The following is a 24,480-nucleotide window of genomic DNA, read 5'->3' as shown; positions in this document are numbered from 1 at the left end:
GATTAACGATGAAACTTACGCTTTACGCTGCTCAGCGCGCGCGACCGGTTTTTCTGTTTTACTGGTTTCTGCAAGGTTGCCCGGCAGGTGACGGCCAATCAGCGCACGGTAACCGAAGGCACCGAGGCAGGCTCCGACCAGCGGGCCAAAAATTGGCACCAGGAAGTAAGGAATATCTTTACCACCAGTGAACGCCACGTTACCCCAGCCCGCGAAGAAGGCGAACAGCTTCGGACCGAAGTCACGCGCCGGGTTCAGGGCGAAGCCGGTCAGCGGACCCATGGAACCGCCAATCACCGCCACCAGCAGACCAATCAGCAGCGGCGCCAGCGGGCCACGCGGTACGCCGTTGCCGTCGTCGGTCAGCGCCATGATCACCGCCATCAGCACGGCGGTAATTACCATTTCCACCAGGAACGCCTGCGCCACGGTGATGTGCGGGTTCGGATAGGTGGAGAAGATACCGGCCAGATCGAGGCTCTGCACGCTGCCGCGTACCATCTGGTGGCTGGCTTCGTAATCAAAGAACAGATTGTAGTAAAGACCGTAGACCAGCGCCGCCGCACAGAACGCGCCAGCGATTTGCGACACAATATAAGGTAAAACTTTGCGGCCTTCGAAGTTGGCGAACAGGCACAGGGCAACCGTGACTGCCGGATTGAGGTGAGCGCCGGATACGCCTGCGCTCAGATAAACCGCCATGGAGACAGCAAGACCCCAGATGATACAAATTTCCCACTGGCCGAATGCGGCACCGGCCAGCTTCAGCGCCGCCACACAGCCGGCACCAAAAAAGATGATCAAACCGGTACCGAGAAACTCGGCGATGCACTGACCTTTGAGTGTGTTCGTTGTCTGACTCATAATGGAATTCCTGAAGCGAGGTTAAATTTTATCAGTTTTTGTTCTCAATCCTTGAGTCGCCCAGCTCTAATGTAGGGTTGATGTGAATTTATCGTTAACGAGCATAAACGAGAAATAGCGAAATCGAATTTTGTGTGCCGTGTCATAAAAATGCGCGTTTTCGCGTCTTTTGCCTGTGTTTAGGGCCAAAAACCCCCGCTGCGCTGCACCCTGCGCGTGTGACCGCGCGCAAAATGCGCGAAGTTGCGCGTTTTCCAGGTATAAACTGAAAAGTGTTACAGACTTCCCTCGCAGGCCTTGTGCTGCTGGACTTGCCGGGTGTGGCTACATACAATCGGGACATCGTGGCTGGACGCACTATTTTAAGGCACGCCCGGTCTATCAACGCCTTGCACGATTTAGGAGAGGTCAGAAAGATGTCATTTGAAGTATTCGAGAAACTGGAAGCGAAAGTACAGCAGGCGATTGATACCATCACCCTGCTGCAGATGGAAATTGAAGAGCTGAAAGAGCAGAACAATAACCTGAAAAACGAAATGAGCCAGGCATCCGGCAATCACGAAGCGCTGGCGCGTGAAAATCAGCATCTGAAAGAAGAGCAGCATGTATGGCAGGAGCGCCTGCGTGCACTGCTGGGAAAAATGGAAGAAGTTTAAGCCTCAGCGCTTAAACCAACGGGTGCCGCGGCACCCGTTTTTGTTTGTCGCTTACTCGATGTCGAGTGCGTCTTCAGACAGGATCATGCCGGTGTTGTCGGCGTAGAGATGATCGCCGGAGAAGAAGGTGACGCCGCCGAAGTTAACCCGCACGTCGCTCTCGCCGATGCCTTCGCCTGCGGCGCCAGCCGGAATGGCCGCAATCGCCTGAATGCCGATCTCCAGCTCTTCCAGTTCATCGACCTGGCGAACCGAGCCGTACACCACGATGCCTTCCCACTCGTTTTGCGCCGCCAGTCTTGCTAACTGAGCGTCAACCAGCGCGCGCCGCACTGAGCCGCCGCCATCGACCAGCAGCACGCGACCGCGACCGTTCTCTTCGAGCAGGTCATACAGCAGGCCGTTGTCTTCGAAACATTTCACTGTGGTAATTTGACCACCGAATGAGGTGCGCCCACCAAAGTTCGAAAAAAGCGGTTCAACAACGTTCACTTCTTCATGGTAGATGTCGCAGAGTTCAGATGTATCGTATTTCATAGGGATGTCGTCTGTTTGCCACAGGAGCGGTAAGTATATCGCTATCTGACGATTGTTGGCAAAATCATCAACCGCCAAAAAAAGCGCTGCATCAATATCCTGCGTAATATTTTGTCTGCGGCGGAGAGAACAGCGGCGCGTGGCAACAGCGCCGCAGGGGAAGCGTTACACGGCGGGCTTCTTGAAGGCCTGTTTGTGCGAGATACGGGAAATGAGCTCGGTCAGCGACAGCACCATGGTGGATCGCACCATCTGCAGGTAGCGCTGCTGCTGCATGGCGCGCAGCGCGGCGTCGTCGCGGGTGAAATCGGGTTGCGGCGGCCAGGCCAGCACGCAGTGCAGTTCGCCGAACGGGCCGAGTATTTCATCGTCGGTAAAGCGGTAGTCGCTGGTGTCGTGATTCAGCTCCTCACGCAGCGCCAGCAGCAGCTCGCAGTCTTCGTATTCGTGGCGATTGATCACCCCCAGGCCGTAGATAAGCTTCAGGCGTACCGAGAGCTCGCCCAGCGGGCCGTCGCCCAGCAGCAGCGGTTCCACCGCATATTTCACCGCGTAGTCGTCTTTGCGAAAGACCTGCAGCACCAGCAGATTGACTGCTTCCGCCAGCAGTTCGACAGCGGCGATCAGGAAGCTTCTCACCGAACGACCGGCGTTCAGCCGCTCAAGCACCCGGTTTTCAAAAGCCTGCTTCTCTTCCATTATTGCCTGCATCATTCAGCTACCGTCGACGGGCACGCGGCTGCCGTGCCCGAATTGACCACTAAAGGGCGCGCATTATGCCATAGCGTGGTAAGCACTCACCACTGAGCTCACCACTTCGCTATTGGCATCAAGGCCAGAAATCTCCGCCAGCGCCGCCTGTGGGCCTTTCTGCGCGATCAGTGACGCCAGCTCCTGCGCCTGCGGATCGGCTTCGCTGCGATAGTGCATCGCGGCGGCAATGCCCTGCACCAGGCTGGCGTGCGGCAGCTGATACTCCAGCGTGCCCAGCGTTGGCTTGATCAGGCGATCGCCGGCACTCAGCTTACGCAGCGGCTGACGGCCGACGCGCTCAACGTCATCTTTCAGGTACGGGTTTTCGAAACGCGTGAGGATTTTCTGGATATACGCGGCATGTTTCTCCGCATCGAAACCATAACGCTGGATCAGCACCGCGCCGCTCTCCTGCATCGCGCCCTGCACCACGGCACGCACTTTCTGGTCGAGAATGGCTTCGCGAATGGTGGCGTGACCGGCGAGCTTACCGAGATAAGCGGTAATGGCGTGGCCGGTGTTGAGGGTAAACAGCTTGCGCTCGACGAACGCCATTAGGTTATCGGTCAGCTCCATGCCAGGAATGTCCGGCAGCGCGCCTTTAAACTGTGTTTTGTCGACAATCCACTCGCTGAAGGTTTCTACGGTAACTTCCAGCGGATCGGTGCTGCCGGCTTCAGATGGCGGCACGATGCGGTCAACTGCCGAATCAACAAAGCCAACATGCTCTTCAACCCACGCATGATACTGCGGCGGCAGCGCCTTCAGTACGTGCTGCTTCAGCTGGCTGGTGCCGCGCACCATGTTTTCACAGGCGATGATATTCAGCGGACGGACATTACCGTTGTCACTGCGTTTGGCCAGACCCTGCGCCACGCTGCCCGCGATGCGCTCAAGGATCTGCGGACCAACCGCCGTGGTAACGATATCAACCTCAGCAATCAGCGTGACGATGTCGTCGCTGGTGCTGTTCACCGCGCTGACGCCGGTAACGATTTCAACCTGCGCCTGCTCGCCCACCACGTGAACCGGATACTCATGACGGGCGTTAAGGGCATCAAGCACCACCTGATTCACATCAGCAAACACCAGTTCGATACCGGCATCCGCCAGCAGCTTACCGATAAATCCACGGCCGATGTTACCTGCTCCAAAATGTAACGCTTTCATAAATTTGACCCATATCAAATGACGAAGGGGCGGGCATGTCCGCCCCGGAAAGTGGGGACGGGCTTGCCCGCCCCAGGGAAGTTAAAACCGCGAATTACGCGTTGGCAGTGCTGCCAGACAGCAGATCCAGCACGTCCTGCACGCTGGTAGTGTTCGCCAGCTTCTCAATTACGCTGTCGTCGTCGAGCGCATTGGTCAGGCTGGTGATCACCTGAATGTGTTCGTTATTGCGTGCGGCAATACCAATCACCAGTCGCGCGACTTCGTCCGGCTCATCGCCAAACTGCACGCCGGCCGGATACTGGCAGAATACCACGCCGGTTTTCAGCACGCGGTCTTTGGCTTCGACGGTGCCGTGCGGCACAGCGATGGATTCACCGAGGTAGGTTGGCGTCAGCTGCTCGCGCGCCAGCATCGCTTCAACGTATTCCGGCTGCACGTAACCGCCTTTCACCAGCTGCTCGCCTGCGAAGCGAATCGCCTGCTCTTTATTGCTGGCGCTCAGGCCGAGGAACACGTTATCAGCGCCCAGTTTGAACAGGTGCGCGCTGCCGTCGTCATAGCTGTCTGCCAGCGCGGTTTGCACCGTTTCACGGTGGGCTTCGCTGCGGTTCGCCGCCACCAGACGCTCAGTCAGGTTGGTGTACAGCGCGCTGTCGAGGAAGTTGTTCAGCGAGATGTGCTGCGCCTGTGGCGCCTGACGCATCGCACGTTCGGTCAGATCGCGGTGAGTAATCACCAGATCGACATCGCCCGGCAGCGAGTTAATCGCGCTGTTGGTCACAGAGATATTGCTCAGGCCCGCATCCTGCACCTTCTTGCGCAGCACGCCTGCACCCATCGCGCTGGAGCCCATACCGGCATCACAGGCGACGATGATTTTGCGCACGTGGCTGACGTCAACGCTGCTGGCATCGGCAATCACCGGTGAACCGGCAACGGCCTGGCCTTTTGACTGCGCTTTCATGTCTTTCATGCGCTGGGTCGCCGCTTCAATGTCGTCTTCTTCTTTTACTTTGCTGGTTTTCAGCAGAATCGAGGAGACCACGAAGGAGACGGCGAAAGCCGCAACGATAGCCGCGATGTTAGCGAAGTAAGCGCCTTTTGGCGTCATCGCCAGCACGGCCAGAATCGAACCTGGCGAGGCCGGTGATACCAGACCGCCGTTCAGCAGCGTCAGGGTGAACACGCCGGTCATACCGCCGAGGATCACCGCCAGCAGCAGGCGTGGCGCCATCAGCACGTACGGGAAGTAGATTTCGTGGATACCGCCAAGGAAGTGGATGATCGCTGCACCGCCCGCCGACTGCTTGGCGCTGCCGCGGCCGAAGATCATATAAGCAACCAGCACGCCCATACCCGGACCCGGGTTCGCTTCAATCAGGAAGAAGATCGATTTGCCCGCTTCGCTGGCCTGCTGGATACCCAGCGGCGAGAAGATACCGTGGTTGATGGCGTTATTGAGGAACAGGATTTTCGCCGGTTCAACAAAGATTGAGGTCAGCGGCAGCAGGTTGTTCTGCACCATCAGGTTTACGCCGGCGGCGAGAATGTGCGACAGACCTTCTACCAGCGGACCGATAGCGAGGAAGGCCAGCAGCGCCAGCAGCATACCGATAATACCGGCCGAGAAGTTGTTGACCAGCATCTCGAAGCCGCTTTTGATTTTGCCGTCAACCGCGCGGTCAAACGACTTAATCGCCCAGCCGCCCAGCGGACCGGCAATCATCGAGCCAAGGAACATCGGCATATCGGCACCGACGATCACGCCCATGGTGGTGATGGCACCGACCACGCCGCCGCGATCGCCACCCACCAGACGACCACCGGTGAAGCCGATGAGCAACGGCAGCAGGTAGGTAATCATCGGGCCGACCAGCTTGGCCAGCGTTTCGTTAGGAATCCATCCGGTTGGAATGAACAGTGCTGTGATGATACCCCAGGCGATAAACGCACCGATGTTTGGCATCACCATATTACTCAGAAAGCGACCAAAGCTCTGAACCTTGACCTTGACTGATGAGGACATAAACCCACCCCTTATTGAGACGCGCTGCAATAAGAGAGCGCGTTTGTTTTTGTTAAGACGTTACGGCGGGGGCCGTGGCATTACTGTATGCACGCGGACTCTAGCACTAGTTGATTACACTGCGTAGCGTCAGGAAAAAGTGTGATGCACATCACGCTAAGTTGGGGTGGGCAGGGGGATTAAAGGTGACTTTGATCACAAAAATACCCTGTAAGAAAGCAACGCCGGCGAAAAAATGCGCGCAACAGCGGTAGAAATGTGACAAAAATCACCTTTCACCTAGGCCGGTTTGTTTCACAAATGTGATTGAGATCACAAACTATTTTTGGTTGAAAATGCGCCAGATCACACTCTGTGCTGACAGAAAAAGCCGATGTAAGGAAGTGACGAAAATCTGAAAAAGCGGGCAGTGGAGAACTGCCCGCTGAGCGGCTTACTGCAAACCACCCTGTACGGCATTTTGTGCCTGGGTCAGCGCCTGCGTATTGCTGGCGAGATTGCTCATCAGCGTGTTGTACTGCGTGGCCTGCTCCTGCGTCGGGAACTGAACGCCGCCGTCATTGAAGCTGACGCGCGCGCCCTGCGACTGCAGATAATCGCCGGCCTGAACTGCCGACTGGCTCAGCGCCTGCAGCTGCGGCAGCAGCGGGATCAGCGTGCTGGCTGGCTGCGTCACCACTTTGGCGTACACGCTGTCGTACACTTTCTTCAAATCGTCCGGCTGCTTCAGCGTGGCTTTGCTGCTGTCGGCCTGCATTTTGGCGCTCTGAATCTGCTGCGTCAGCACGCTCAGATTGCCGCTCGCCTGGCGCAGGCTGTCGCGGCGCGTCAGGTAATCCTGCGGCACGCGGATGGCCGCCAGCTCATCAACCACCGGGCGCATGCCCTGATCTACCGCCTGATTCACCTGCTGCGAGAAGCCATACAGAATGGCGTAATCACTGGCGTAGTTACCGAAGGTTTGCTTCTGGTTTTCGCTCAGGCTGGGCAGATGTTCACCGCTGCGCATCACGGTGTTTTGCAGAAAATCAGTAAAGGCTTTGCGCTGATCGCCCTCTTTATCGCCGCAGGCGGTAAGCTGCAGCACAAGTAGCACGCCGGTCAGCAGCATGCCGCTACGCATCCAGATGCGGGAAATTCCTGACGCCATAATTCAACTCCTGTTGTGACGATGGCTAAATTCGATTCGCTGGGAAAGGTCCTAAAGAATAGTGCAATGGCCCCGGCTGTACAACGGCTGGTCTGCAGTGCTTCACGCTGGTGCGTGCCTGCTGCACAACTGTGCAGCGCAGCCTGCCTGCGAGCGCAGCGCTGTGCAATAACACATGTAATTCAGGCTGATAGCAACCTGGCATTGATATTGCCTGCTTTCTGGCAGATGCAGGAGCGATCGCGGGCAACCGACGTCGCCACACAATTTGCAATGGGTCACTAGGGTTCCGATCGCGAGATGCTGGTCCGAGAGTGACCGACCGTCCTCTGACGGTTACACGGCGGGAAAAAAGCCCGGGAGGAAAGCGAGAACGTTGCTCGCCGCCTCCTGCCTGATTTTCGTCCGTTAACGCCAGAGGAATCATCATGATTAAAGCCTGTCTGCGCCTGCTGCTGATTTGCAGCGTCGCCCTGTTCAGCGTTCCGTCGCTGGCCGCCGCTAAACCATCCTTTAAGCTTTGCTGGTCCATCTACGCTGGCTGGATGCCGTGGGATTACGCCCAGCAAAGCGGCATCGTGAAAAAGTGGGCCGATAAGTACGGCATCGATATTCAGTTTGTGCAGGTTAACGACTATATCGAGTCGGTCAATCAGTACACCGCAGGTGGCTTTGACGGCTGCACCATGACCAACATGGATGCGCTGACCATTCCGGCCACTGGCGGCGTCGACAGCACCGCGCTGATTGTCGGCGACTACTCCAACGGTAACGACGGCATTCTGCTTAAAGGCGCGGACAGCGTCAGCGCGCTGAAAGGCAAACCCATCAACCTCGTCGAACTCTCGGTCTCACACTATCTGCTGGCGCGCGCGCTGGAGAAATCCGGCATGAGCGAGAAAGACGTCAGGGTGGTTAATACCGCCGATGCCGATCTGGTGGCGGCATTTGGTACTGCTGACGTTAACGCCATCGTCACGTGGAATCCGCTGCTGGCGGAAGCAGAGAAGCAGCCGGACAGCCATCTGGTGTTCTCCTCGGCGCAGATCCCGGGCGAAATCCTTGACCTGCTGGTAGTTAACACCGCCACGCTCAACAAATATCCTCAGCTCGGCAAAGCGCTGACCGGTGCCTGGTACGAGACGCTGCACAGCATGGCCGGACAGAGCGACAGTGCCAAAGCGGCGCGCACGCAGATGGCGCAGGCATCCGGTACCGATCTGGCCGGTTTTGATCAGCAGCTTGCCGCGACACACCTGTTCAGCGATGCCAAAACCACGCTGGATTTTGTCGATAGCCCGCAGTTAAAAGCCACGATGCAGCTGGTGGCCGAATTCTCCTTTAAACACGGTCTGCTGGGCGAAGGCGCGCCGGGGGCCGATGCGGTAGGGGTCGCTACCCCGGCCGGTAACTGGGGCGATGCCGGCAACATCAAACTGCGCTTTACCGACACCTTCACCAAACTGGCCGCCGCCGGTCAGCTGTAAGCGAGGCGCTGCCGATGCGTAAATTGATCAACTACCAACCGCTGCCGCTCGGCCGCCTGCTGCTTGGCATTCTGCCGCTGCTGGCGGTGCTGCTGGTCTATCTGTTCGCGTCGGATGCGCGTCTCAGCCTGAACGCGGCAGACAAGCTGCTGCCGGGATTCAACGCCATGGGCGAGGCCATCAGCCGGATGGCGTTTCAGCCCAGCCCGCGCACCGGCGAATATCTGCTGTGGAGCGATACCGCCGCCAGCCTGCTGCGTTTGCTGAGCGGCGTTGCTATCAGCGCGCTGCTGGCGCTGGCAATCGGCCTGTTCACCGGCGCGCTGCCGGTGGTGCGCGCGGTGCTGGCACCGCTGGTGACGCTGTTTGCGCTGGTGCCGCCGCTGGCGATTCTGCCCATTCTGTTTATCTGCTTTGGCCTTGGCGAAGTCTCCAAAGTGGTGCTGATCGTTATCGGCATCACGCCGCTGATCGCCCGCGATCTGCAGCTGCAGGTGCAGAAAATCCCGCAGGAGCAGCTGGTCAAAGCGCAGACGCTGGGTGCGCATAGCGCGCAGATTCTGTGGCGGGTGATTCTGCCGCAGCTGATGCCGCGCCTGTGCGATGCGGTGCGGCTGTCGCTCTGTTCGGCGTGGCTGTTCCTGATTGCTGCCGAAGCGATTGCGGCCACGGAAGGTCTCGGTTATCGCATCTTCCTGATGCGCCGCTATCTGGCCATGGATGTGATTCTGCCGTACGTGGCATGGATTACCCTGCTGGCCTTTGCCCTCGACCTGCTGCTGCGGCTCGTCAGCCGACGCTGCTGGCCGTGGTATCACGCCAAATAAGGAGCGCGCGATGCCCTTACTGCAACTGAAAAATCTGGAAAAACACTACGGCGATCAGGTGGTGCTGGAGCGGCTGAATATGCAGGTCGAGCGCGGCGAGTTCGTGGCGATTGTCGGCGCCTCCGGCTGCGGCAAAACCACGTTTCTGAATATGCTGCTCGGCACCGAAGCGCCGACCAAAGGCGAGCTGCTGCTGGATGGCGCACCGATTCCCGACGAGCCGGACGCCCATCGCGGCGTGGTGTTTCAGCGCTACTCGGTGTTTCCGCATCTGACGGTGCTCGGCAACGTGATGCTGGCCGACGAGTTCAGCAGCGCACGCTGGCTGGGACGCGTCTGGGGGCGCAAACGTCAGGCGATTCGCCAGCGCGCGCAGGCAATGCTGGCGCAGGTCGGACTGGAACAGGCGCAGAGCAAATATCCGCATCAGCTGTCGGGCGGCATGCAGCAACGTCTGGCCCTGGCGCAGGCGCTGATGAAACAGCCGCGCATTCTGCTGCTGGATGAACCTTTCGGCGCGCTCGATCCCGGTATTCGCAGCGAGATGCATCAGCTGATCACCCAGCTGTGGCAGCAGCATCAGCTGACCATTTTCATGATCACCCACGATCTGAAAGAGGGCTTCAGCCTCGCGTCACGCCTGCTGGTGTTCGACAAACTGCGCCACGATCCGCACGCGCCGCAAGCCTGGGGCGCCACTATCACTTACGACCTGCCGCTGGATCGCACTCAGCCCGCCGCTGAAGTGCTGTCCGCAACGCAGGTGGCTTAAAGGAGAGCACGATGCAGCCATACCAAACCCTGCTGCCCGCCGGGGCGCACTGGTCATTTGTCATGCGCAGCGGCAGCGCGCTGACGCTGACCGATGTGGAGGGCGGCGCCAGCGCCAGCCTGCTGTTTTATAACCCGGAAAACCTGCTGGAGCGCTATAACGCGCCGGACACGCTCAAGTGCCAGCACACTTTCCGGCTCACCGCCGGCCACTGTCTCTACTCGGACATGGGGCGCATTTTCTGCGGCATTGAATACGACAGTTTCGGCTGGCACGAGAGCGTGTGCGGCACGCTGAACGCGGCACAAACGGCTGCGCGCTATGGGGTCAGCGACTATCAGCAGGCGCGTAACCTGCGCCATCAAAACGGCTACGACAGCTTCCTGGTCGAGCTGGCGAAATATGGCCTTGGCCAGCGCGACATGGCGGCCTGCCTCAATCTGTTTGCGCAGGTACGCGCCGATGACAGCGGGCGCTTAACGCTGGAGCGGCAGGGCGAAGCCGGCGCGCAGGTTCGGCTGCGTTTCGCCATGGACACGCTGGTGCTGCTGCACACCTGTCCGCACCCGCTCAGCCCGGCGAGCGATTATCCGCGCCAGCCGCTGCAGCTGACGCTGGATGCGCAGCGCGCTCCGCTGCCGGAAATCTGTCTGCAGCGCGCGGAAAACCAGCGCGGCCTGCGCAATAACGCCCTCTATCAACTGCAGGGAGAAGTGTGATGATTAAAGAGAGTGAACGAAACCCGGCGCAGGCGCGTCTGCAGCAGCAGATCGACGCCGGTGATTACTGGCTGCAGCGCATTGCCGCCGGAGAAACGCTGCGCATTACCGATCTGGAAGGCAATCAGGCGGCGGACACGCTGTTTTTTAATGCCGACGATACCGCCGAGCGCTACAGCATGAGCGAGACGCTGCGCGGCCAGCACAACGTGTTTCTCACGGCCGGCAGCGTGTTGCGTTCTAATCTTGATCGGCCGATGCTGACCATCACCGCCGATACCTGTGGCCGTCACGATACGCTCGGCGGCGCCTGCTCGTGCGAGAGTAATACGGTGCGTTATGACCTCGAAAAGCGCCACATGCACTCCTGCCGCGACAGCTGGATGCTGGCGGTCGCCGCGCATCCGGAGTCTGGCCTGACGCGCCGCGATATCACGCACAACATTAACTTTTTCATGAATGTGCCGGTGACCCACGACGGCGGCCTGACGTTTGCCGATGGCATCTCCGCGCCGGGTAAGTATGTTGAGATGGTGGCGCAGATGAACATTCTGGTGCTGATCTCCAACTGTCCGCAGCTCAACAATCCCTGTAACGGTTACAACCCGACGCCGATTGCTGTCAGCGTGTGGTGATTCTCTGACGCAACGGGACGACCCGTTTTACGCCGTCACAGCTGGTGCAGGACGACCTGCCGCAATAAGAGTATTCAGTCATGATTGATCGCGTATTGATTGCCAACCGTGGCGCGATTGCCGTGCGTATCATCCGTACCCTGCAGGCCATGAATATCCGGGCGATTGCCGTCTATGCCGAAGCCGATCGCCATGCGCGCCACGTGCGGCTGGCCGATGAAGCCTGGTCGCTGGGCGAGGGCCAGGTGCGCGACACCTATCTCAACCAGGACAAACTGCTGGCGATTGCCGCGCAGAGCGGCGCGCAGGCGCTGCATCCGGGCTATGGCTTTCTCAGTGAAAAACCGGAGTTCGTCACGCGCTGCGAAGCAGCAGGCCTGCATTTTCTCGGGCCGGATGCGGCGCAGATGCGGGCGTTTGGCCTGAAACATCGCGCGCGCGAACTGGCTGAGCAGAACGCGGTGCCACTGCTGCCGGGCAGCGGCCTGCTGACCTCCCTGCAGCAGGCACAGGCCGCCGCGCAACAGATTGGCTATCCGGTGATGCTGAAAAGTACCGCCGGCGGGGGCGGCATCGGGATGCAGCGCTGTAACAGCGCGGACGAGCTGGAGGAAGCCTTTACCCGCGTGAAGCGGCTGGCAGGCAACAATTTCGCCGACGATGGCGTGTTTTTAGAGAAATTTATCGCCCGGGCGCGCCATATCGAAGTACAGATTTTTGGCGATGGCCGGGGCGACGTGATTGCGCTGGGCGAACGCGACTGCTCGGCGCAGCGCCGTAATCAGAAGGTGCTGGAGGAAACACCCGCGCCGCGGCTCAGCGATGCGGTGCGCGCGCAGTTGCAGGCCACCGCCGTACGGCTGGCGCGCGCGGTTAACTATCGCAGCGCCGGCACGGTGGAGTATGTCTACGATGAGGTCAGCCAGCAATTCTGGTTCCTCGAAGTGAATACCCGCCTGCAGGTCGAGCATGGCGTCACTGAACTGGTGTACGGCGTGGATCTGGTGCGCTGGATGGTCGAACTGGCGCAGCAGCGCCTGCCGCCGCTGGCGACGCTGCAACCGGTGGCGCAGGGCCATGCCATTCAGGTGCGGCTGTACGCTGAGGATCCGGCGAAGCAGTTTCAGCCGAGCGCCGGACTGCTCAGCCACGTGCAGTTCCCGACGGCGCTCGATCACGCTACGCTGCGCATCGACAGCAGCGTAGAGAGCGGCATGGAAGTTTCACCGTTTTACGATCCGATGCTGGCGAAGATCCTCGTGCACGCGGCCGATCGCCAGCGCGCGCTCGATGGCATGATCGCGGCGCTGGCGCAGAGTGAGCTGTATGGCATCGAGACCAACCTGCGCTGGCTGCGTCAGCTCTGTACGCTGCCGGACGTGCAGCAGGGACGCATCATTACCGCCACGCTCGGCAGCGTGGCGTGGCAGCCGCCAACGCTGGATATCCTCAGCGGCGGCACCCTCACCACGGTGCAGGATGCGCCGGGCCGCGTCGGCTACTGGCACGTCGGCGTACCGCCTTCCGGGCCGTTCGACAGCCGCGCCTTCCAGCTCGGCAATCGCCTGCTGGGTAACGAGGCCCAGGCGGCCGGGCTGGAAATCACGCTGCGCGGTCCGACGCTGCGCTTTAATCAGGCGTGCAGCTTTGTGCTGAGCGGCGCGCCGCTGGCGGCCACCCTCGACAGCCAGCCGCTGGCGATGCATCAGGTGTTGCATGCGCAGGCCGGGCAAACCCTGACGCTGGGCGACGTGCGCGACGGCTGCCGCAGCTATCTGCTGCTGGCGGGCGGGCTGGATACACCGCGCTATCTGGGCAGCCGCAGTACCTTTACGCTGGGTAAGTTTGGCGGTCACGCCGGGCGGGCGCTGCGCGCCGGCGACGTGCTGCAGCTGGCCGCGCCGCGTCAGGCTGCGGCGGCGCGCCTGCCTGAGACGCTGCTGCCGCCGCTTAACGGTGAATGGCAGCTGCGCGTTATTTATGGTCCGCACGGCGCACCTGCCTTCTTTACCGATGACGATATCGGCGAATTTTTCGCTGCTGAGTGGCAGGTGCACTACAACTCCAGCCGCACCGGGATTCGGCTGATCGGCCCGAAACCTGACTGGGCGCGCAGCGACGGCGGCGAGGCGGGCATGCATCCGTCCAATATTCACGACAACGCCTATGCCTTTGGCACGGTGGATTTTACCGGTGATATGCCGGTGATCCTTGGTCCGGACGGCCCTTCGCTGGGCGGCTTTGTCTGTCCGGCGACGGTGATCGACGCCGATCTGTGGAAGCTGGGTCAGCTCAAAGCGGGCGATCGACTGCGCTTTGTGCCGATCGCCCTTGCTGATGCCGATCGTCTGGCGCAGGCGCAGCGTCGTGAGATCGCGCATCTGCAACCGGATGCGGTGCGCGTGGTGCCAGCGCTGCCGCTGATCGATCCAATATTGCACCAGCATGCAGCAACCGCCGGGCGGCCTGCACTGTGCGTGCGCGCCGCGGGTGACCGTTTTCTGCTGGTGGAGTATGGCGCGCTGACACTGGACATTGCGCTGCGTTTCCGCGTTCACGCCCTGATGCAGTGGCTGGAGGCGCATCCGCTGGCGGGTCAGCTGGAGCTGACGCCCGGCATCCGCTCGTTACAGGTGCATTATGATGCGCAGCAGTGCGCAAGAAGTGAGCTGTTGGCGCAAATTTTGCACGCTGATAATCTGCTGGGCGACCTCGCCGACGCGGCTGTGCCGTCGCGCACCGTGTGGCTGCCGCTCAGCTGGGATGATGCCGCCTGCCGCGAAGCCGTAACACGCTATAGCCAGTCGGTGCGTCCGAATGCGCCCTGGTGCCCGAGCAACATTGAGTTTATCCGGCGTATTAACGGGCTCGATAGCGTGGAGGCGGTGAAACAGATTGTGTTCAGCGCCTCGTATCTGGTGATGGGGCTGGGCGATGTCTATCTCGGCGCACCGGTGGCGACGCCACTCGATCCGCGTCACCGCCTGGTGACCACCAAATACAATCCGGCGCGCACCTGGACGGCGGAAAACTCGGTGGGCATCGGCGGCGCGTATCTGTGTGTTTATGGCATGGAAGGGCCGGGCGGCTATCAGTTCGTCGGACGTACGCTGCAGATGTGGAATCGCGATCGCCGCACCAGCGCCTTTACCCAGCCGTGGCTGCTGCGTTTCTTCGACCAAATCCGTTTTTATCCGGTCAGTGCCGACGAACTGCTGCAAATCCGCGAACGTTTCCCGTGGGGCGATTATCCGCTGCGCGTGGAAGCCGGAGAATTTCGCCTCGCCGACTATCAGGCGCTGCTGACTGCCCAGGCGACGGAGATTGACGCGTTCCAGCAGCAGCGTCAGCAGGCGTTTGACGCCGAGCTGGCACGCTGGCGCGCCGATGGCCAGTTCACCTTCGACAGCCAGCTGCAGGCGCAGAGCAGCGAGGAAGTGGTGGTGCCGGCGGGCTGCCACAGCGTGGAGAGCCAGGTGGCGGGCAGCGTGTGGCAATGGCTGGTGGCGGAAGGCAGTGACGTAACCGCGGGTGCCACGGTAGGCATTCTCGAATCCATGAAGATGGAAATCCCGATCGTGGCGCCGGTCAGTGGCAAAATCCACAGCCTGCAACGCCAGGCCGGGCAGCAAGTGCAGGCGGGTCAGTTACTTATGGTGATCGATCCGTTTGCAGTATAAGAAAGAAGAAAAAATAATCAGGAAACAGGCAGCAAAGCCGGGGATCTGACCCATACTTAGAGACCCGGTTCAATGTTGCATTGCCCTGACATCTTTTCGCAGTGTGCAACAGGCTGTGTCCCGTAACGGTTTCATTAAAACACTATTTTCGCCCTGATAAGGGAAAACTGTTTCGGGATACAGCCTGATAAGGCCGGTTTCAGCGCCTGGTGGCGCTTACCTCTCTACTTTCACGTGCTTCATAGTGAGTTTTAAGGAGTTCTCTATGGAAATAAAAGATCCAATGGTCGAATTACTCAGCAGTCTTGAGCAAATTGTTTTGACACGTGATGCACAGACTCCCGTATCAGAAATTGCACTCAATACCGTTTCCGTTCCCGAACCGCAGCGTTTACGCGAGATGACCGGCATGCAGGTGGATGAATTCGCCCGCGTGATGGGGGTGAGCGTCTCGTCAGTAAAAAGCTGGGAAGCGCAACGTACGCGCCCATCCGCCACGGCTCGCAAACTGATGAAACTGCTGCAGGCCAATCCGTATCTGGGCCGACAGCTGCTGGAATAACGCCGACTATCGGTTCTCTGTGACCCGCCTGCACGGCGGGTTTTTTTCAGCTTAAACCACCGTATTTCGCCGCCTGTTTGACAAACCAGCTCTCCGGCACGCTGTACGGCGGTTTTGCCAGCTGCGCGATGCCCTGTTCAATGATGTGATTCGCCTGCTGCCACAAACGCCGATCGCCCTGCTGTAACAGCTGAATCTGAATCTGTTTCTCCACCAGGTAAACCCGGGCAAAGTTGGGATCGAACTGCACGATGGCACGGGTGTTATCGATGATATCGGCCAGCTTGATGGTTTGCGCTTCGGGCGAGGCTTCGGCAGTGTGGCGAAAGTGTGCCAGCTTACGGGCGGTACGATTTTTCGCCTGCGGCTGGGCGCTGTCGGTAAGCATGTCCACCAGATGTGCAACGCGCGCACCAAAGTGTTCTTCAATATCCTGTAAAGTACTGGCGGTGTCCTCCACCGTGTCGTGCAGCCAGGCGGCAGCGATCATCGCTTCGTCATCGCTGACGCTGCGCACCAGCTCCGCGACGGCAGCCGGATGCACAATATAGGGTTCGTCGGTGTATTTACGACGCTGGCCCGCATCGGCATGTGCCTGCGTGGCATAACGGCGCGCCTGCTCTTCCAGTGAATCACGCATCTTCACACTCCAGGAAAAAGTTGCTTGCAATTATCTAGCGCGCTATCTATATTGAGTCGCATGAACAGTAATCAAGATGACAAAAAAGTGAAGCCTGCGCCACTCCAGCTTGATCAGCATCTGTGTTTCGCGCTCTATTCGGCGAACCTGGCGATGCATAAAGTCTATCGCCAGCTGCTGGCGGCGCTGGAGATCACCTATCCGCAATATCTGGTGATGCTGGTGCTGTGGCATCAGGATGATCTGACGGTATCGGAGATTGGTGAAAAGCTGTTTCTCGATTCGGCCACCCTGACGCCACTGCTGAAACGACTGGAGAGCGCTGGTCTGCTGCGCCGCCAGCGTTCGCGTCAGGATGAGCGTCAGGTCGTGGTTACGCTGACCGACCAGGGACGCGCGCTGCAGGAAAAAGCCGCCAGCATTCCGGAAGCGGTACAGTGCGCGACCGCCTGCGATACCGACACCATGGCGGCGCTGAAACAGCAGCTGGACGATCTGCGCGGCAACCTGAATCGCGCCACCTGAGCATCAGGGATGTCGCTGCGGCGGCATTCTGAGAGTGAAGTTTTCCCCTGTGCCTTATAAATAGCACGCGATTATATAGCGAATAGTGAGGTTATGATGTCTTTAGAAAAAGTGATTTACACCGCCAAAGCCAAAGCAACCGGTGGCCGCGATGGCCGCGCCACCTCGTCTGATAACGTGCTGGACGTGAAGCTGGGCGTGCCAAAAGAGATGGGCGGCGCGGGCGGCGAGGTGACGAACCCGGAGCAGCTGTTTGCTGCCGGCTACTCTGCCTGCTTCCTCGGCGCGATGAAATTTGTCGCCGGCCGCGACAAAATCGCCATGCCAAAAGACGCGTGGATTGAGGGCGAAGTGGGGATTGGTCCTATCCCCACCGGTTTTGGCATTGAAGCAAAACTGAATATCCATCTGCCAGAGATGGACGCGGCGGAAGCGCAGAAGCTGGTTGATGCGGCACACATTGTTTGTCCGTACTCAAACGCGACGCGCGGCAACATCGACGTGACGCTGAATATCATCAACTAAGTTGATGCATGCATAAAAGGCTCCTGCGGGAGCCTTTTTTATCACGAACACCATCCCGCATCCCATCGAACTAAAGAATTTTCTGGTCTTACCATTGGTTAAATGTTCTACTGCTGCGCTCCGTGCATCATCGTGATTATTTGGGTTCAGATTCGTCCCGATCCTACTCGCCAGGTCACGCTTTTCTGCTACGCAAGCGAACCTTACGCTCTTTGCACAGTCACATTTACGGTTGAAGCATCGACACCAGGTCGGGAACAGAAATTTATATGAATTACATTAAAAGTTTAACGCAGCAAAAGTTGTCGCTTTTGCTGGCGCTCTATCTTGGCATCTTATTGAATTTGCCAATCTTTTATCGCCGTTTTGACGGCTTCTTAACGAAATCCACCGTCACCAACTGGTTATCCGCTGCGGCGGAAGTGACCGCGGCCGTACTGCTGACCTTCTTCCTGATGCGACTGCTGTCGCTGGGTGGCAAATGGTTTTATCGCGTCATCGCCAGCCTGCTGGTGGTGATTTCGGTGGCCGCCGCCTATTACATGGCGTTCTTTAACGTGGTGATCGGTTACGGCATCGTGGCGTCGGTCATGACCACCGATGTCGATCTCTCTAAAGAGGTTATCGGGCTGCACTTTGTATTGTGGATGGTGCTGGTGAGCGCACTGCCGCTGCTGCTGATCTGGCGCAATAACCTGAGCCTGACGCTGATTGAACAGCTGAAAACCCCCGGTCAGCGCCTGAAACCTACAGTGATCCTGCTGCTGAGCGTGGCGCTGGTATGGCTGCCGATTCGCTACTTCGACAAGCTGCAAAAAGCCAATGAAGAGCTCACCAATATCGATCTGCCAAGCTATGGCGGCGTAGTGGCGCACTCTTATCTGCCTTCGAACTGGATTGCGGCGCTGGGCCTGTTCGCCTGGACTAAGGTGGACGAGAAGCTGGACAGCCAGGAGTTGCTCGATCCGGCTAAGAAGTTTACCTATGTGGCGCCGCCTGGCATTGACGATACCTATGTAGTGTTTGTGATTGGCGAGACCACGCGCTGGGATCACATGGGCATGCTGGGCTACAACCGCGATACCACGCCGAAGCTGTCGAAAGAGAAGAATCTGGTGGCATTCCGCGGTGAATCCTGTGATACCGCCACCAAGCTGTCGCTGCGCTGCATGTTTGTGCGCGAGGGCGGCACCATGGATAACCCTGGCCGTACGTTGAAAGAGCAGAACATTTTTGCGGTGATGAAAGAGCTGGGCTTCACCTCCGAGCTGTTCGCCATGCAGAGCGAAGTGTGGTTCTACGACAACGCCGATGTGAATAACTTCTCGTTCCGTGAGCAGATTGGTTCTGAGAAGCGCAATCAGGGCAAAGCGGTGGACGATATGCTGCTGGTACCGGAACTGCAGGCTTCACTGCAGCGCTTCCCGAAAGGCAAGCATCTGGTGGTGTTGCACACGAAAGGTTCGCACTATCTCTATTCGCAGCGTTATCCGCGCGAGTTTGCCCGCTATCAGCCTGAGTGTATAGGCGTGGACGATAAGTGCAGCAAAGCCCAGCTGATTAACGCCTACGACAACTCGATTCTGTATGTCGATACCATGCTGGACAGCGTGCTGGATCAGCTGCGTGATAAGAAGGCGATTGTGTTCTATGCCGCGGACCACGGTGAGTCGATCAGCGAAAATATGCACCTGCACGGTACGCCGCGCGAGATGGCACCGCCGGAGCAGTTCCGCGTGCCGATGATTGTATGGGCGTCTGATAAGTATTTGCAGGACCCGACTAACCGCAGCAACTTTGAGCGCTTACAGGCGCAGCAGCGCGTCGGCAAAACCCATCGTCACGTTGAGTTGTTCGACACCATTTTAGGGTGTCTGGGTTATACCTCGCCGGATGGCGGTATTAAAGCAGCGAATAACTGGTGCCAGGCACCTGCCACTGCCAGCAGTGCGAAAGCGCTGTAATTCGTGCCTGGATCTTATTGAGCAGGCAGGTGTTTAAGGCACTGCTTGCTTTCCAGGCAATCAGGCGGATTTTCGGGAAAAGGGATTGACGCTCTAAAGTCACGGCAGTAATATTCGCCCCCATCGGCGAGTAGCGCAGCTTGGTAGCGCAACTGGTTTGGGACCAGTGGGTCGGAGGTTCGAATCCTCTCTCGCCGACCATCATTCAAGAAACCTGCTTTGCAAAAAGCAGGTTTTTTTTTCGTCTGTCGTATTTGCACTCTCAGGGTGAAATACGCGACCGCTCCGTAAAGACGCTGTCTCGTCCCTGATCGCTCGGCACACGCCATCCATGGCGTGTGACGCTTTACTCCACGGCCCCGCATTCCACCCTTTATCCGGCTTCGGTGATGGTTGAAGGTTTACTGGCTGCCGTTTGGCGTGGCATGACTGATTGCAGCGGTACATATGCCAAAAGGGAAGGGAAGGCCATCAGGAGAGCAAAGCGTCCGCCGCATGGATGCGGCGGTCGAGGCTACAGGGATGTATTTACGCCGCCTTTGCGATCTGATGGCTTTCCCTGAACCAGACTCACATCCCGGCAGCGATCAAGCAAAGTCATCAATTTACGCGTTCCATTAATCATCACCGGGATAAACCGTATTATCCTTCAACACTGCTCTTCATCCCTTGCTGCATCAAAGCACCTCTCTTAATTCGCGACACATTCTGCTTATGACCGGCTTTTGCTTTTTGCTGATTTCTTATGCCATTACGCCAGCATATTTCGCTGCCTGAACGTCATAACGCACGGGGAATCGTTCAGATATTCAACATTTACCGACAACTTTAAGACGTTTTTTAACGGTGATAATCACTGTCATAAGACGCTATTGCCAGAGAATCACACGGCATTGCGCGCTTTATCACCTTTTTAAATTTTGGCTTAGCGTGCAAACACTGTTTTTTATCGTTGCTTGCACTTACTCACACTCTGTGTAAATAACCCCACGTTGTATTGACGTTCATTGCAACTGTTGACAAATTGATGCGTCAATAAGATGCAGAGACGGCCAGCGCTGGCAGGTTCCACGGCGTCAGCGCTACAACAATAACCGCTCGCATTTTGGTCATTACATAACTGACCTGCCCGAACCGCATAAAAAAATCAGAGGTCGGGCGACGCACACAACATCACATCACAATGGAGCAAAACATGATCAACTCCCTGGCCAAATCCAGGATGCTGAAGGTCGGTCTTAGCCTGATTGCTATGACCGTGGCCGCGGGCGTTCAGGCGAAAACCCTCGTTTACTGTTCAGAAGGTTCGCCGGAAGGCTTCAACCCGCAGCTGTTCACATCCGGCACCACTTACGATGCCAGCTCAGTACCGATCTACAACCGTCTGGTTGAGTTCAAAACCGGTACCACTGAGCTGCAGCCGGGCCTGGCAGAAAAATGGGACGTCAGCGAAGATGGTAAAACCTATACCTTCCATCTGCGTCAGGGCGTGAAGTGGCAAACCACCAAAGACTTCAAGCCGACCCGCACCTTCAACGCTGATGACGTCGTGTTCTCCTTCGAGCGCCAGCTCGATAAAAACAACAAGTACCACGGTGTCTCCGGCGGCAGCTACGAATACTTCGAAGGCATGGACATGCCGAAGCTGATCGCCAAAATCGAAAAAGTGGATGACTACACCGTACGCTTCACGCTGACCCGTCCGGAAGCGCCGTTCCTCGCCGACCTTGGCATGGACTTCGCGTCAATCCTGTCGAAAGAGTACGCCGACAACATGCTGAAAGCCGGCACGCCAGAAAAACTGGACCTCAACCCGGTGGGTACCGGTCCGTTCGTGCTGCAGCAGTACCAGAAAGACTCACGTATTCTGTACAAAGCCAACCCGGACTTCTGGGGCACCAAGCCAAAAATCGATCGCCTGGTGTTCTCCATCACGCCAGATGCTTCAGTGCGCTACGCCAAACTGCAGAAAGGCGAGTGTCAGGTGATGCCGTATCCCAACCCGGCTGATATCGCCAGCATGAAGAAAGACACCAAAATCAACCTGATGGAACAGCCAGGGCTGAACGTCGGTTACCTGTCTTTCAACACCGAGAAAAAACCGCTGGATAACGTCAAAGTGCGTCAGGCACTGACCATGGCGGTGAACAAACAAGCGATCATTGATGCGGTCTATCAGGGCGCCGGTCAGGCAGCGAAAAACCTGATCCCACCAACCATGTGGGGCTACAACAATGACGTCAAAGACTACGCTTACGATCCGGCCAAAGCCAAAGAGCTGCTGAAAGAAGCGGGCATGCCGGATGGCTTCAGCATTGACCTGTGGGCGATGCCGGTACAGCGTCCGTACAACCCGAATGCCCGTCGTATGGCGGAAATGGTTCAGGCTGACTGGGCGAAAATCGGCGTGAAAGCCAAAATCGTTACCTTCGAGTGGGGCGAGTACCTGAAGCGTGCTAAAGCCGGTGAACACCAGACCGTGATGATGGGCTGGACCGGTGATAACGGGGATCCGGATAACTTCTTCGCCACCCTGTTCAGCTGCGCGGCAGCGAAAGACGGTTCCAACTACTCACGCTGGTGCTACAAGCCGTTTGAAGATCTGATTCAGCCAGCGCGTGCTGAAGCCGATCACAACAAACGTATTGAGCTCTACAAGCAGGCGCAGGTGGTGATGCACGACCAGGCGCCAGCACTGATCATCGCGCACTCAACCGTGTACGAGCCAGTGAGCAAGAAAGTGAGTGGCTATGTGGTTGATCCATTAGGTAAACATCACTTCGAAAACGTCGACATCCAGGAATAACCTTTCGGATTATCGCGGTCAGGGCCAGCATGGCTGGCCCTCGGGCGGCACCTTCGCCGCCCGTACTCCGCACTTTATTTCCGGCTAATTTCTTATAAACCCTCAATACCTTGCGCTGATGCAGCGTGAAGTATGACGGGGATTTTGAAGCGCTTCTTGCGTCGCGTCCGGCTATGCCGGCTGCGGATTGTGAGCAATGTAGTCCATGGCGTTAGCGCCACGGAAAATGACTGAGAATCCGGCTTATGCTGCAATTCATACTCCGACGTCTGGGCCTTGTCATCCCGACGTTCATCGGTATTACATTATTGACCTTTGCCTTCGTTCACCTGATCCCCGGCGACCCGGTGCTGATCATGGCCGGTGAACGCGGTATCTCCCCCGAACGTCATGCGCAGCTGATGGCCCAGTTTGGTCTCGATCAGCCGATGTGGAAACAGTACATCACTTACATCAACGGCGTGCTGCATGGCGACCTCGGCATCTCGCTGAAAAGCCGCATCCCGGTGTGGGATGAGTTTGTGCCGCGCTTTAAAGCCACGCTTGAGCTGGGCATCTGCGCCATGATCTTCGCCGTTGCCGTGGGTATTCCGGTCGGCGTGCTGGCGGCGGTGAAACGCGGCTCAATTTTCGATCACACCGCGGTGGGCATCTCGCTGACCGGCTACTCAATGCCGATCTTCTGGTGGGGCATCATGCTGATCATGCTGGTGTCGGTGCAGCTCAACCTGACGCCGGTCTCCGGCCGCGTCAGCGACACCATCTTCCTTGACGACAGTCATCCGCTCACCGGCTTTATGCTGATTGATACGCTGCTGTGGGGCGAAGAGGGCGATTTCAAAGATGCGGTGATGCACATGATCCTGCCGGCCATCGTGCTGGGCACCATTCCGCTGGCGGTGATTGTGCGTATGACGCGCTCTTCGATGCTGGAAGTGCTGGGTGAAGATTACATCCGCACCGCGCGCGCCAAAGGCCTGACGCGCATGCGCGTGATCGTGGTGCATGCGCTGCGTAACGCCATGCTGCCGGTGGTCACGGTGATCGGTCTGCAGGTGGGCACGCTGCTGGCGGGCGCCATCCTCACCGAAACCATCTTCTCCTGGCCGGGACTCGGCCGCTGGCTGATCGAAGCACTGCAGCGCCGTGATTATCCGGTGGTGCAGGGCGGCGTGCTGCTGGTGGCAATCCTGATCATTCTGGTCAACCTGCTGGTTGATCTGTTGTACGGCGTGGTGAATCCGCGCATCCGTCATAAGAAATAAGGGGGAATCATGTCTGCTGTTGATCCCGCAAGCGTCACTGCTGCACCGAAGCCGATGACCCCGATTCAGGAATTCTGGCACTATTTTAAACGTAACAAAGGCGCGGTTATCGGCCTGGTTTACATCATTCTGATGCTGCTGATCGCCATCTTCGCCGATGTGCTGGCACCGCATGCCCCGGCTGAGCAGTTCCGCGATGCGCTGTTGCACCCGCCGGTGTGGCAGGAGGGCGGCAGCTGGAAATTTATTCTGGGCACCGATGACGTCGGCCGTGACATCCTGTCGCGCCTGATGTTTGGTGCGCGCCTGTCGCTGCTGGTGGGCTGCATGGTGGTGGTGCTGTCGCTGATTCTGGGCGTGATTTTCGGCCTGATGGCCGGTTATCTCGGCGGCGTGGTGGATGCAGTAATCATGCGCCTCGTCGACATCATGCTGGCGCTGCCAAGCCTGCTGCTGGCGCTGGTGCTGGTGGCCATCTTCGGCCCGTCGATTGTCAACGCCTCGCTGGCGATCACCTTCGTCGCACTGCCGCACTACATTCGCCTGACGCGCGCGGCGGTGCTGGTGGAAGTCAATCGCGACTACGTAACCGCCTCCAGCGTGGCCGGTGCCGGTACGCTGCGCCAGATGTTCATCAATATTCTGCCTAACTGCCTGGCACCGCTGATCGTGCAGGCGTCGTTAGGTTTCTCCAACGCCATCCTGGATATGGCCGCGTTGGGCTTTCTCGGTATGGGGGCGCAGCCGCCGACGCCGGAGTGGGGCACCATGCTCTCCGACGTGTTGCAGTATGCGCAGAGTGCCTGGTGGGTCGTGACCTTCCCCGGAGTGGTCATCCTGCTGACGGTTCTGGCCTTTAACCTCATGGGCGATGGTTTGCGTGATGCACTCGACCCGAAACTCAAGCAGTAAAG

21 protein-coding genes, 1 tRNA gene and 1 riboswitch are annotated in these 24,480 nt (G+C 58.2%); of the genes, 15 read left to right on the top strand and 7 right to left on the bottom strand.

The annotated features are described in order from the left end of the window. Positions 1-15: 15 nt before the first annotated feature. The gene (locus tag FT726_RS02830; RefSeq protein ID WP_021507039.1) at positions 16-864 is read right to left on the bottom strand and encodes an MIP/aquaporin family protein; all 849 of its coding nucleotides are present in this window, start codon (positions 862-864) and stop codon (positions 16-18) included. Between the two features lie 416 nt (positions 865-1,280). On the opposite strand from FT726_RS02830, the gene zapB reads away from it, so the two are divergent. Continuing rightward, entirely contained in the window at positions 1,281-1,520 is a 240-nt protein-coding gene (gene zapB / locus FT726_RS02825) for a cell division protein ZapB (RefSeq protein ID WP_021507038.1), read from the top strand. A gap of 51 nt (positions 1,521-1,571) precedes the next feature. Here zapB and rraA read toward each other — a convergent pair whose 3' ends face one another. The 5 genes from rraA to FT726_RS02800 form a co-directional block, all read right to left on the bottom strand. Beyond that, entirely contained in the window at positions 1,572-2,057 is a 486-nt protein-coding gene (gene rraA / locus FT726_RS02820) for a ribonuclease E activity regulator RraA (protein ID WP_021507037.1), read from the bottom strand. Between the two features lie 165 nt (positions 2,058-2,222). Further along, complete coding sequence (gene mtlR, locus FT726_RS02815; protein WP_193717991.1) at positions 2,223-2,771, bottom strand: mannitol operon repressor MtlR; 549 nt, start codon at positions 2,769-2,771, stop codon at positions 2,223-2,225. A 60-nt stretch (positions 2,772-2,831) separates the two neighbouring features. Continuing rightward, positions 2,832-3,980: a mannitol-1-phosphate 5-dehydrogenase gene (gene mtlD / locus FT726_RS02810; protein WP_288421197.1), complete on the bottom strand. Its 1,149-nt coding sequence runs from the start codon at positions 3,978-3,980 to the stop codon at positions 2,832-2,834. A 94-nt stretch (positions 3,981-4,074) separates the two neighbouring features. Then, the gene (locus FT726_RS02805) at positions 4,075-6,009 is read right to left on the bottom strand and encodes a PTS mannitol transporter subunit IICBA (RefSeq protein ID WP_058758069.1); all 1,935 of its coding nucleotides are present in this window, start codon (positions 6,007-6,009) and stop codon (positions 4,075-4,077) included. A 433-nt stretch (positions 6,010-6,442) separates the two neighbouring features. Continuing rightward, positions 6,443-7,159, bottom strand: coding sequence for a DUF3053 domain-containing protein (locus FT726_RS02800; RefSeq protein WP_010616539.1), 717 nt, complete (start codon positions 7,157-7,159; stop codon positions 6,443-6,445). Between the two features lie 270 nt (positions 7,160-7,429). After that, positions 7,430-7,524: riboswitch (guanidine-I (ykkC/yxkD leader) on the top strand. 63 nt (positions 7,525-7,587) lie between these two features. On the opposite strand from FT726_RS02800, the gene FT726_RS02795 reads away from it, so the two are divergent. The 7 genes from FT726_RS02795 to FT726_RS02765 all read left to right on the top strand — a co-directional run bounded on the left by FT726_RS02795 (position 7,588) and on the right by FT726_RS02765 (position 15,841). Next, on the top strand, positions 7,588-8,646 hold the full coding sequence (locus tag FT726_RS02795) for a putative urea ABC transporter substrate-binding protein (protein ID WP_058758070.1): 1,059 nt from the start codon (positions 7,588-7,590) through the stop codon (positions 8,644-8,646). Between the two features lie 14 nt (positions 8,647-8,660). Further along, on the top strand, positions 8,661-9,473 hold the full coding sequence (locus tag FT726_RS02790; RefSeq protein ID WP_058771035.1) for an ABC transporter permease: 813 nt from the start codon (positions 8,661-8,663) through the stop codon (positions 9,471-9,473). Between the two features lie 10 nt (positions 9,474-9,483). After that, positions 9,484-10,245, top strand: coding sequence for an ABC transporter ATP-binding protein (locus FT726_RS02785; protein WP_058758072.1), 762 nt, complete (start codon positions 9,484-9,486; stop codon positions 10,243-10,245). 11 nt (positions 10,246-10,256) lie between these two features. Next, a complete protein-coding gene (locus tag FT726_RS02780; protein ID WP_215800484.1) occupies positions 10,257-10,964 on the top strand; it encodes an urea amidolyase associated protein UAAP1 in 708 nt (235 codons plus the stop codon). After that, positions 10,964-11,599: an urea amidolyase associated protein UAAP2 gene (locus tag FT726_RS02775; RefSeq protein ID WP_021507029.1), complete on the top strand. Its 636-nt coding sequence runs from the start codon at positions 10,964-10,966 to the stop codon at positions 11,597-11,599. The genes FT726_RS02780 and FT726_RS02775 overlap by 1 nt, the downstream gene beginning before the upstream one ends. Positions 11,600-11,679: 80 nt before the next feature. Then, positions 11,680-15,279 (top strand): urea carboxylase, encoded by a 3,600-nt coding sequence (gene uca, locus FT726_RS02770; protein ID WP_346302376.1) that lies wholly within the window; start codon positions 11,680-11,682, stop codon positions 15,277-15,279. Between the two features lie 265 nt (positions 15,280-15,544). Next, positions 15,545-15,841, top strand: a complete 297-nt coding sequence (locus FT726_RS02765; RefSeq protein WP_021507026.1) for an HTH-type transcriptional regulator — start codon at positions 15,545-15,547, stop codon at positions 15,839-15,841. A gap of 46 nt (positions 15,842-15,887) precedes the next feature. On the opposite strand, the gene FT726_RS02760 is transcribed toward FT726_RS02765, so the two are convergent. After that, positions 15,888-16,481 (bottom strand): HD domain-containing protein, encoded by a 594-nt coding sequence (locus FT726_RS02760; protein ID WP_021507025.1) that lies wholly within the window; start codon positions 16,479-16,481, stop codon positions 15,888-15,890. 60 nt (positions 16,482-16,541) lie between these two features. Here FT726_RS02760 and FT726_RS02755 point away from each other — a divergent pair, with 60 nt between their 5' ends. From FT726_RS02755 to dppC, 7 genes are all read left to right on the top strand, one after another. Then, positions 16,542-17,006, top strand: a complete 465-nt coding sequence (locus tag FT726_RS02755; protein ID WP_010616544.1) for a MarR family winged helix-turn-helix transcriptional regulator — start codon at positions 16,542-16,544, stop codon at positions 17,004-17,006. Between the two features lie 96 nt (positions 17,007-17,102). Then, positions 17,103-17,531 carry an organic hydroperoxide resistance protein gene (locus FT726_RS02750; protein WP_021507024.1) on the top strand — a complete coding sequence of 143 codons (429 nt, stop codon included), beginning with the start codon at positions 17,103-17,105 and terminating at the stop codon, positions 17,529-17,531. A 269-nt stretch (positions 17,532-17,800) separates the two neighbouring features. Next, positions 17,801-19,495, top strand: a complete 1,695-nt coding sequence (eptB, locus tag FT726_RS02745) for a kdo(2)-lipid A phosphoethanolamine 7''-transferase (protein WP_104094238.1) — start codon at positions 17,801-17,803, stop codon at positions 19,493-19,495. Positions 19,496-19,619: 124 nt separating this feature from the next. Continuing rightward, a tRNA-Pro gene (locus FT726_RS02740) sits at positions 19,620-19,696 on the top strand. 994 nt (positions 19,697-20,690) lie between these two features. Further along, a complete protein-coding gene (gene dppA / locus FT726_RS02735; protein ID WP_058758078.1) occupies positions 20,691-22,301 on the top strand; it encodes a dipeptide ABC transporter periplasmic-binding protein DppA in 1,611 nt (536 codons plus the stop codon). Positions 22,302-22,546: 245 nt separating this feature from the next. Beyond that, entirely contained in the window at positions 22,547-23,566 is a 1,020-nt protein-coding gene (gene dppB, locus FT726_RS02730; protein ID WP_021507021.1) for a dipeptide ABC transporter permease DppB, read from the top strand. A gap of 9 nt (positions 23,567-23,575) precedes the next feature. Further along, positions 23,576-24,478, top strand: a complete 903-nt coding sequence (gene dppC / locus FT726_RS02725; protein ID WP_021507020.1) for a dipeptide ABC transporter permease DppC — start codon at positions 23,576-23,578, stop codon at positions 24,476-24,478. The last annotated feature ends 2 nt before the right edge of the window (positions 24,479-24,480 follow it).

Source organism: Pantoea sp. Morm (assembly GCF_016643525.1).
GTDB lineage: Bacteria > Pseudomonadota > Gammaproteobacteria > Enterobacterales > Enterobacteriaceae > Pantoea > Pantoea dispersa.
Note: the sequence above shows the minus strand (reverse complement) of the source record. Positions and strands in the feature narration are given on the sequence as shown.

Bases quoted from the DNA above. Each gene is read 5' to 3' on its own strand.
- FT726_RS02830 (WP_021507039.1), bottom strand. From the start codon at position 864: ATGAGTCAGACAACGAACACACTCAAAGGTCAGTGCATCGCCGAGTTT.
- zapB (WP_021507038.1), top strand. From the start codon at position 1,281: ATGTCATTTGAAGTATTCGAGAAACTGGAAGCGAAAGTACAGCAGGCG.
- rraA (WP_021507037.1), bottom strand. From the start codon at position 2,057: ATGAAATACGATACATCTGAACTCTGCGACATCTACCATGAAGAAGTG.
- mtlR (WP_193717991.1), bottom strand. From the start codon at position 2,771: ATGATGCAGGCAATAATGGAAGAGAAGCAGGCTTTTGAAAACCGGGTG.
- mtlD (WP_288421197.1), bottom strand. From the start codon at position 3,980: ATGAAAGCGTTACATTTTGGAGCAGGTAACATCGGCCGTGGATTTATC.
- FT726_RS02805 (WP_058758069.1), bottom strand. From the start codon at position 6,009: ATGTCCTCATCAGTCAAGGTCAAGGTTCAGAGCTTTGGTCGCTTTCTG.
- FT726_RS02800 (WP_010616539.1), bottom strand. From the start codon at position 7,159: ATGGCGTCAGGAATTTCCCGCATCTGGATGCGTAGCGGCATGCTGCTG.
- FT726_RS02795 (WP_058758070.1), top strand. From the start codon at position 7,588: ATGATTAAAGCCTGTCTGCGCCTGCTGCTGATTTGCAGCGTCGCCCTG.
- FT726_RS02790 (WP_058771035.1), top strand. From the start codon at position 8,661: ATGCGTAAATTGATCAACTACCAACCGCTGCCGCTCGGCCGCCTGCTG.
- FT726_RS02785 (WP_058758072.1), top strand. From the start codon at position 9,484: ATGCCCTTACTGCAACTGAAAAATCTGGAAAAACACTACGGCGATCAG.
- FT726_RS02780 (WP_215800484.1), top strand. From the start codon at position 10,257: ATGCAGCCATACCAAACCCTGCTGCCCGCCGGGGCGCACTGGTCATTT.
- FT726_RS02775 (WP_021507029.1), top strand. From the start codon at position 10,964: ATGATTAAAGAGAGTGAACGAAACCCGGCGCAGGCGCGTCTGCAGCAG.
- uca (WP_346302376.1), top strand. From the start codon at position 11,680: ATGATTGATCGCGTATTGATTGCCAACCGTGGCGCGATTGCCGTGCGT.
- FT726_RS02765 (WP_021507026.1), top strand. From the start codon at position 15,545: ATGGAAATAAAAGATCCAATGGTCGAATTACTCAGCAGTCTTGAGCAA.
- FT726_RS02760 (WP_021507025.1), bottom strand. From the start codon at position 16,481: ATGCGTGATTCACTGGAAGAGCAGGCGCGCCGTTATGCCACGCAGGCA.
- FT726_RS02755 (WP_010616544.1), top strand. From the start codon at position 16,542: ATGAACAGTAATCAAGATGACAAAAAAGTGAAGCCTGCGCCACTCCAG.
- FT726_RS02750 (WP_021507024.1), top strand. From the start codon at position 17,103: ATGTCTTTAGAAAAAGTGATTTACACCGCCAAAGCCAAAGCAACCGGT.
- eptB (WP_104094238.1), top strand. From the start codon at position 17,801: ATGAATTACATTAAAAGTTTAACGCAGCAAAAGTTGTCGCTTTTGCTG.
- dppA (WP_058758078.1), top strand. From the start codon at position 20,691: ATGATCAACTCCCTGGCCAAATCCAGGATGCTGAAGGTCGGTCTTAGC.
- dppB (WP_021507021.1), top strand. From the start codon at position 22,547: ATGCTGCAATTCATACTCCGACGTCTGGGCCTTGTCATCCCGACGTTC.
- dppC (WP_021507020.1), top strand. From the start codon at position 23,576: ATGTCTGCTGTTGATCCCGCAAGCGTCACTGCTGCACCGAAGCCGATG.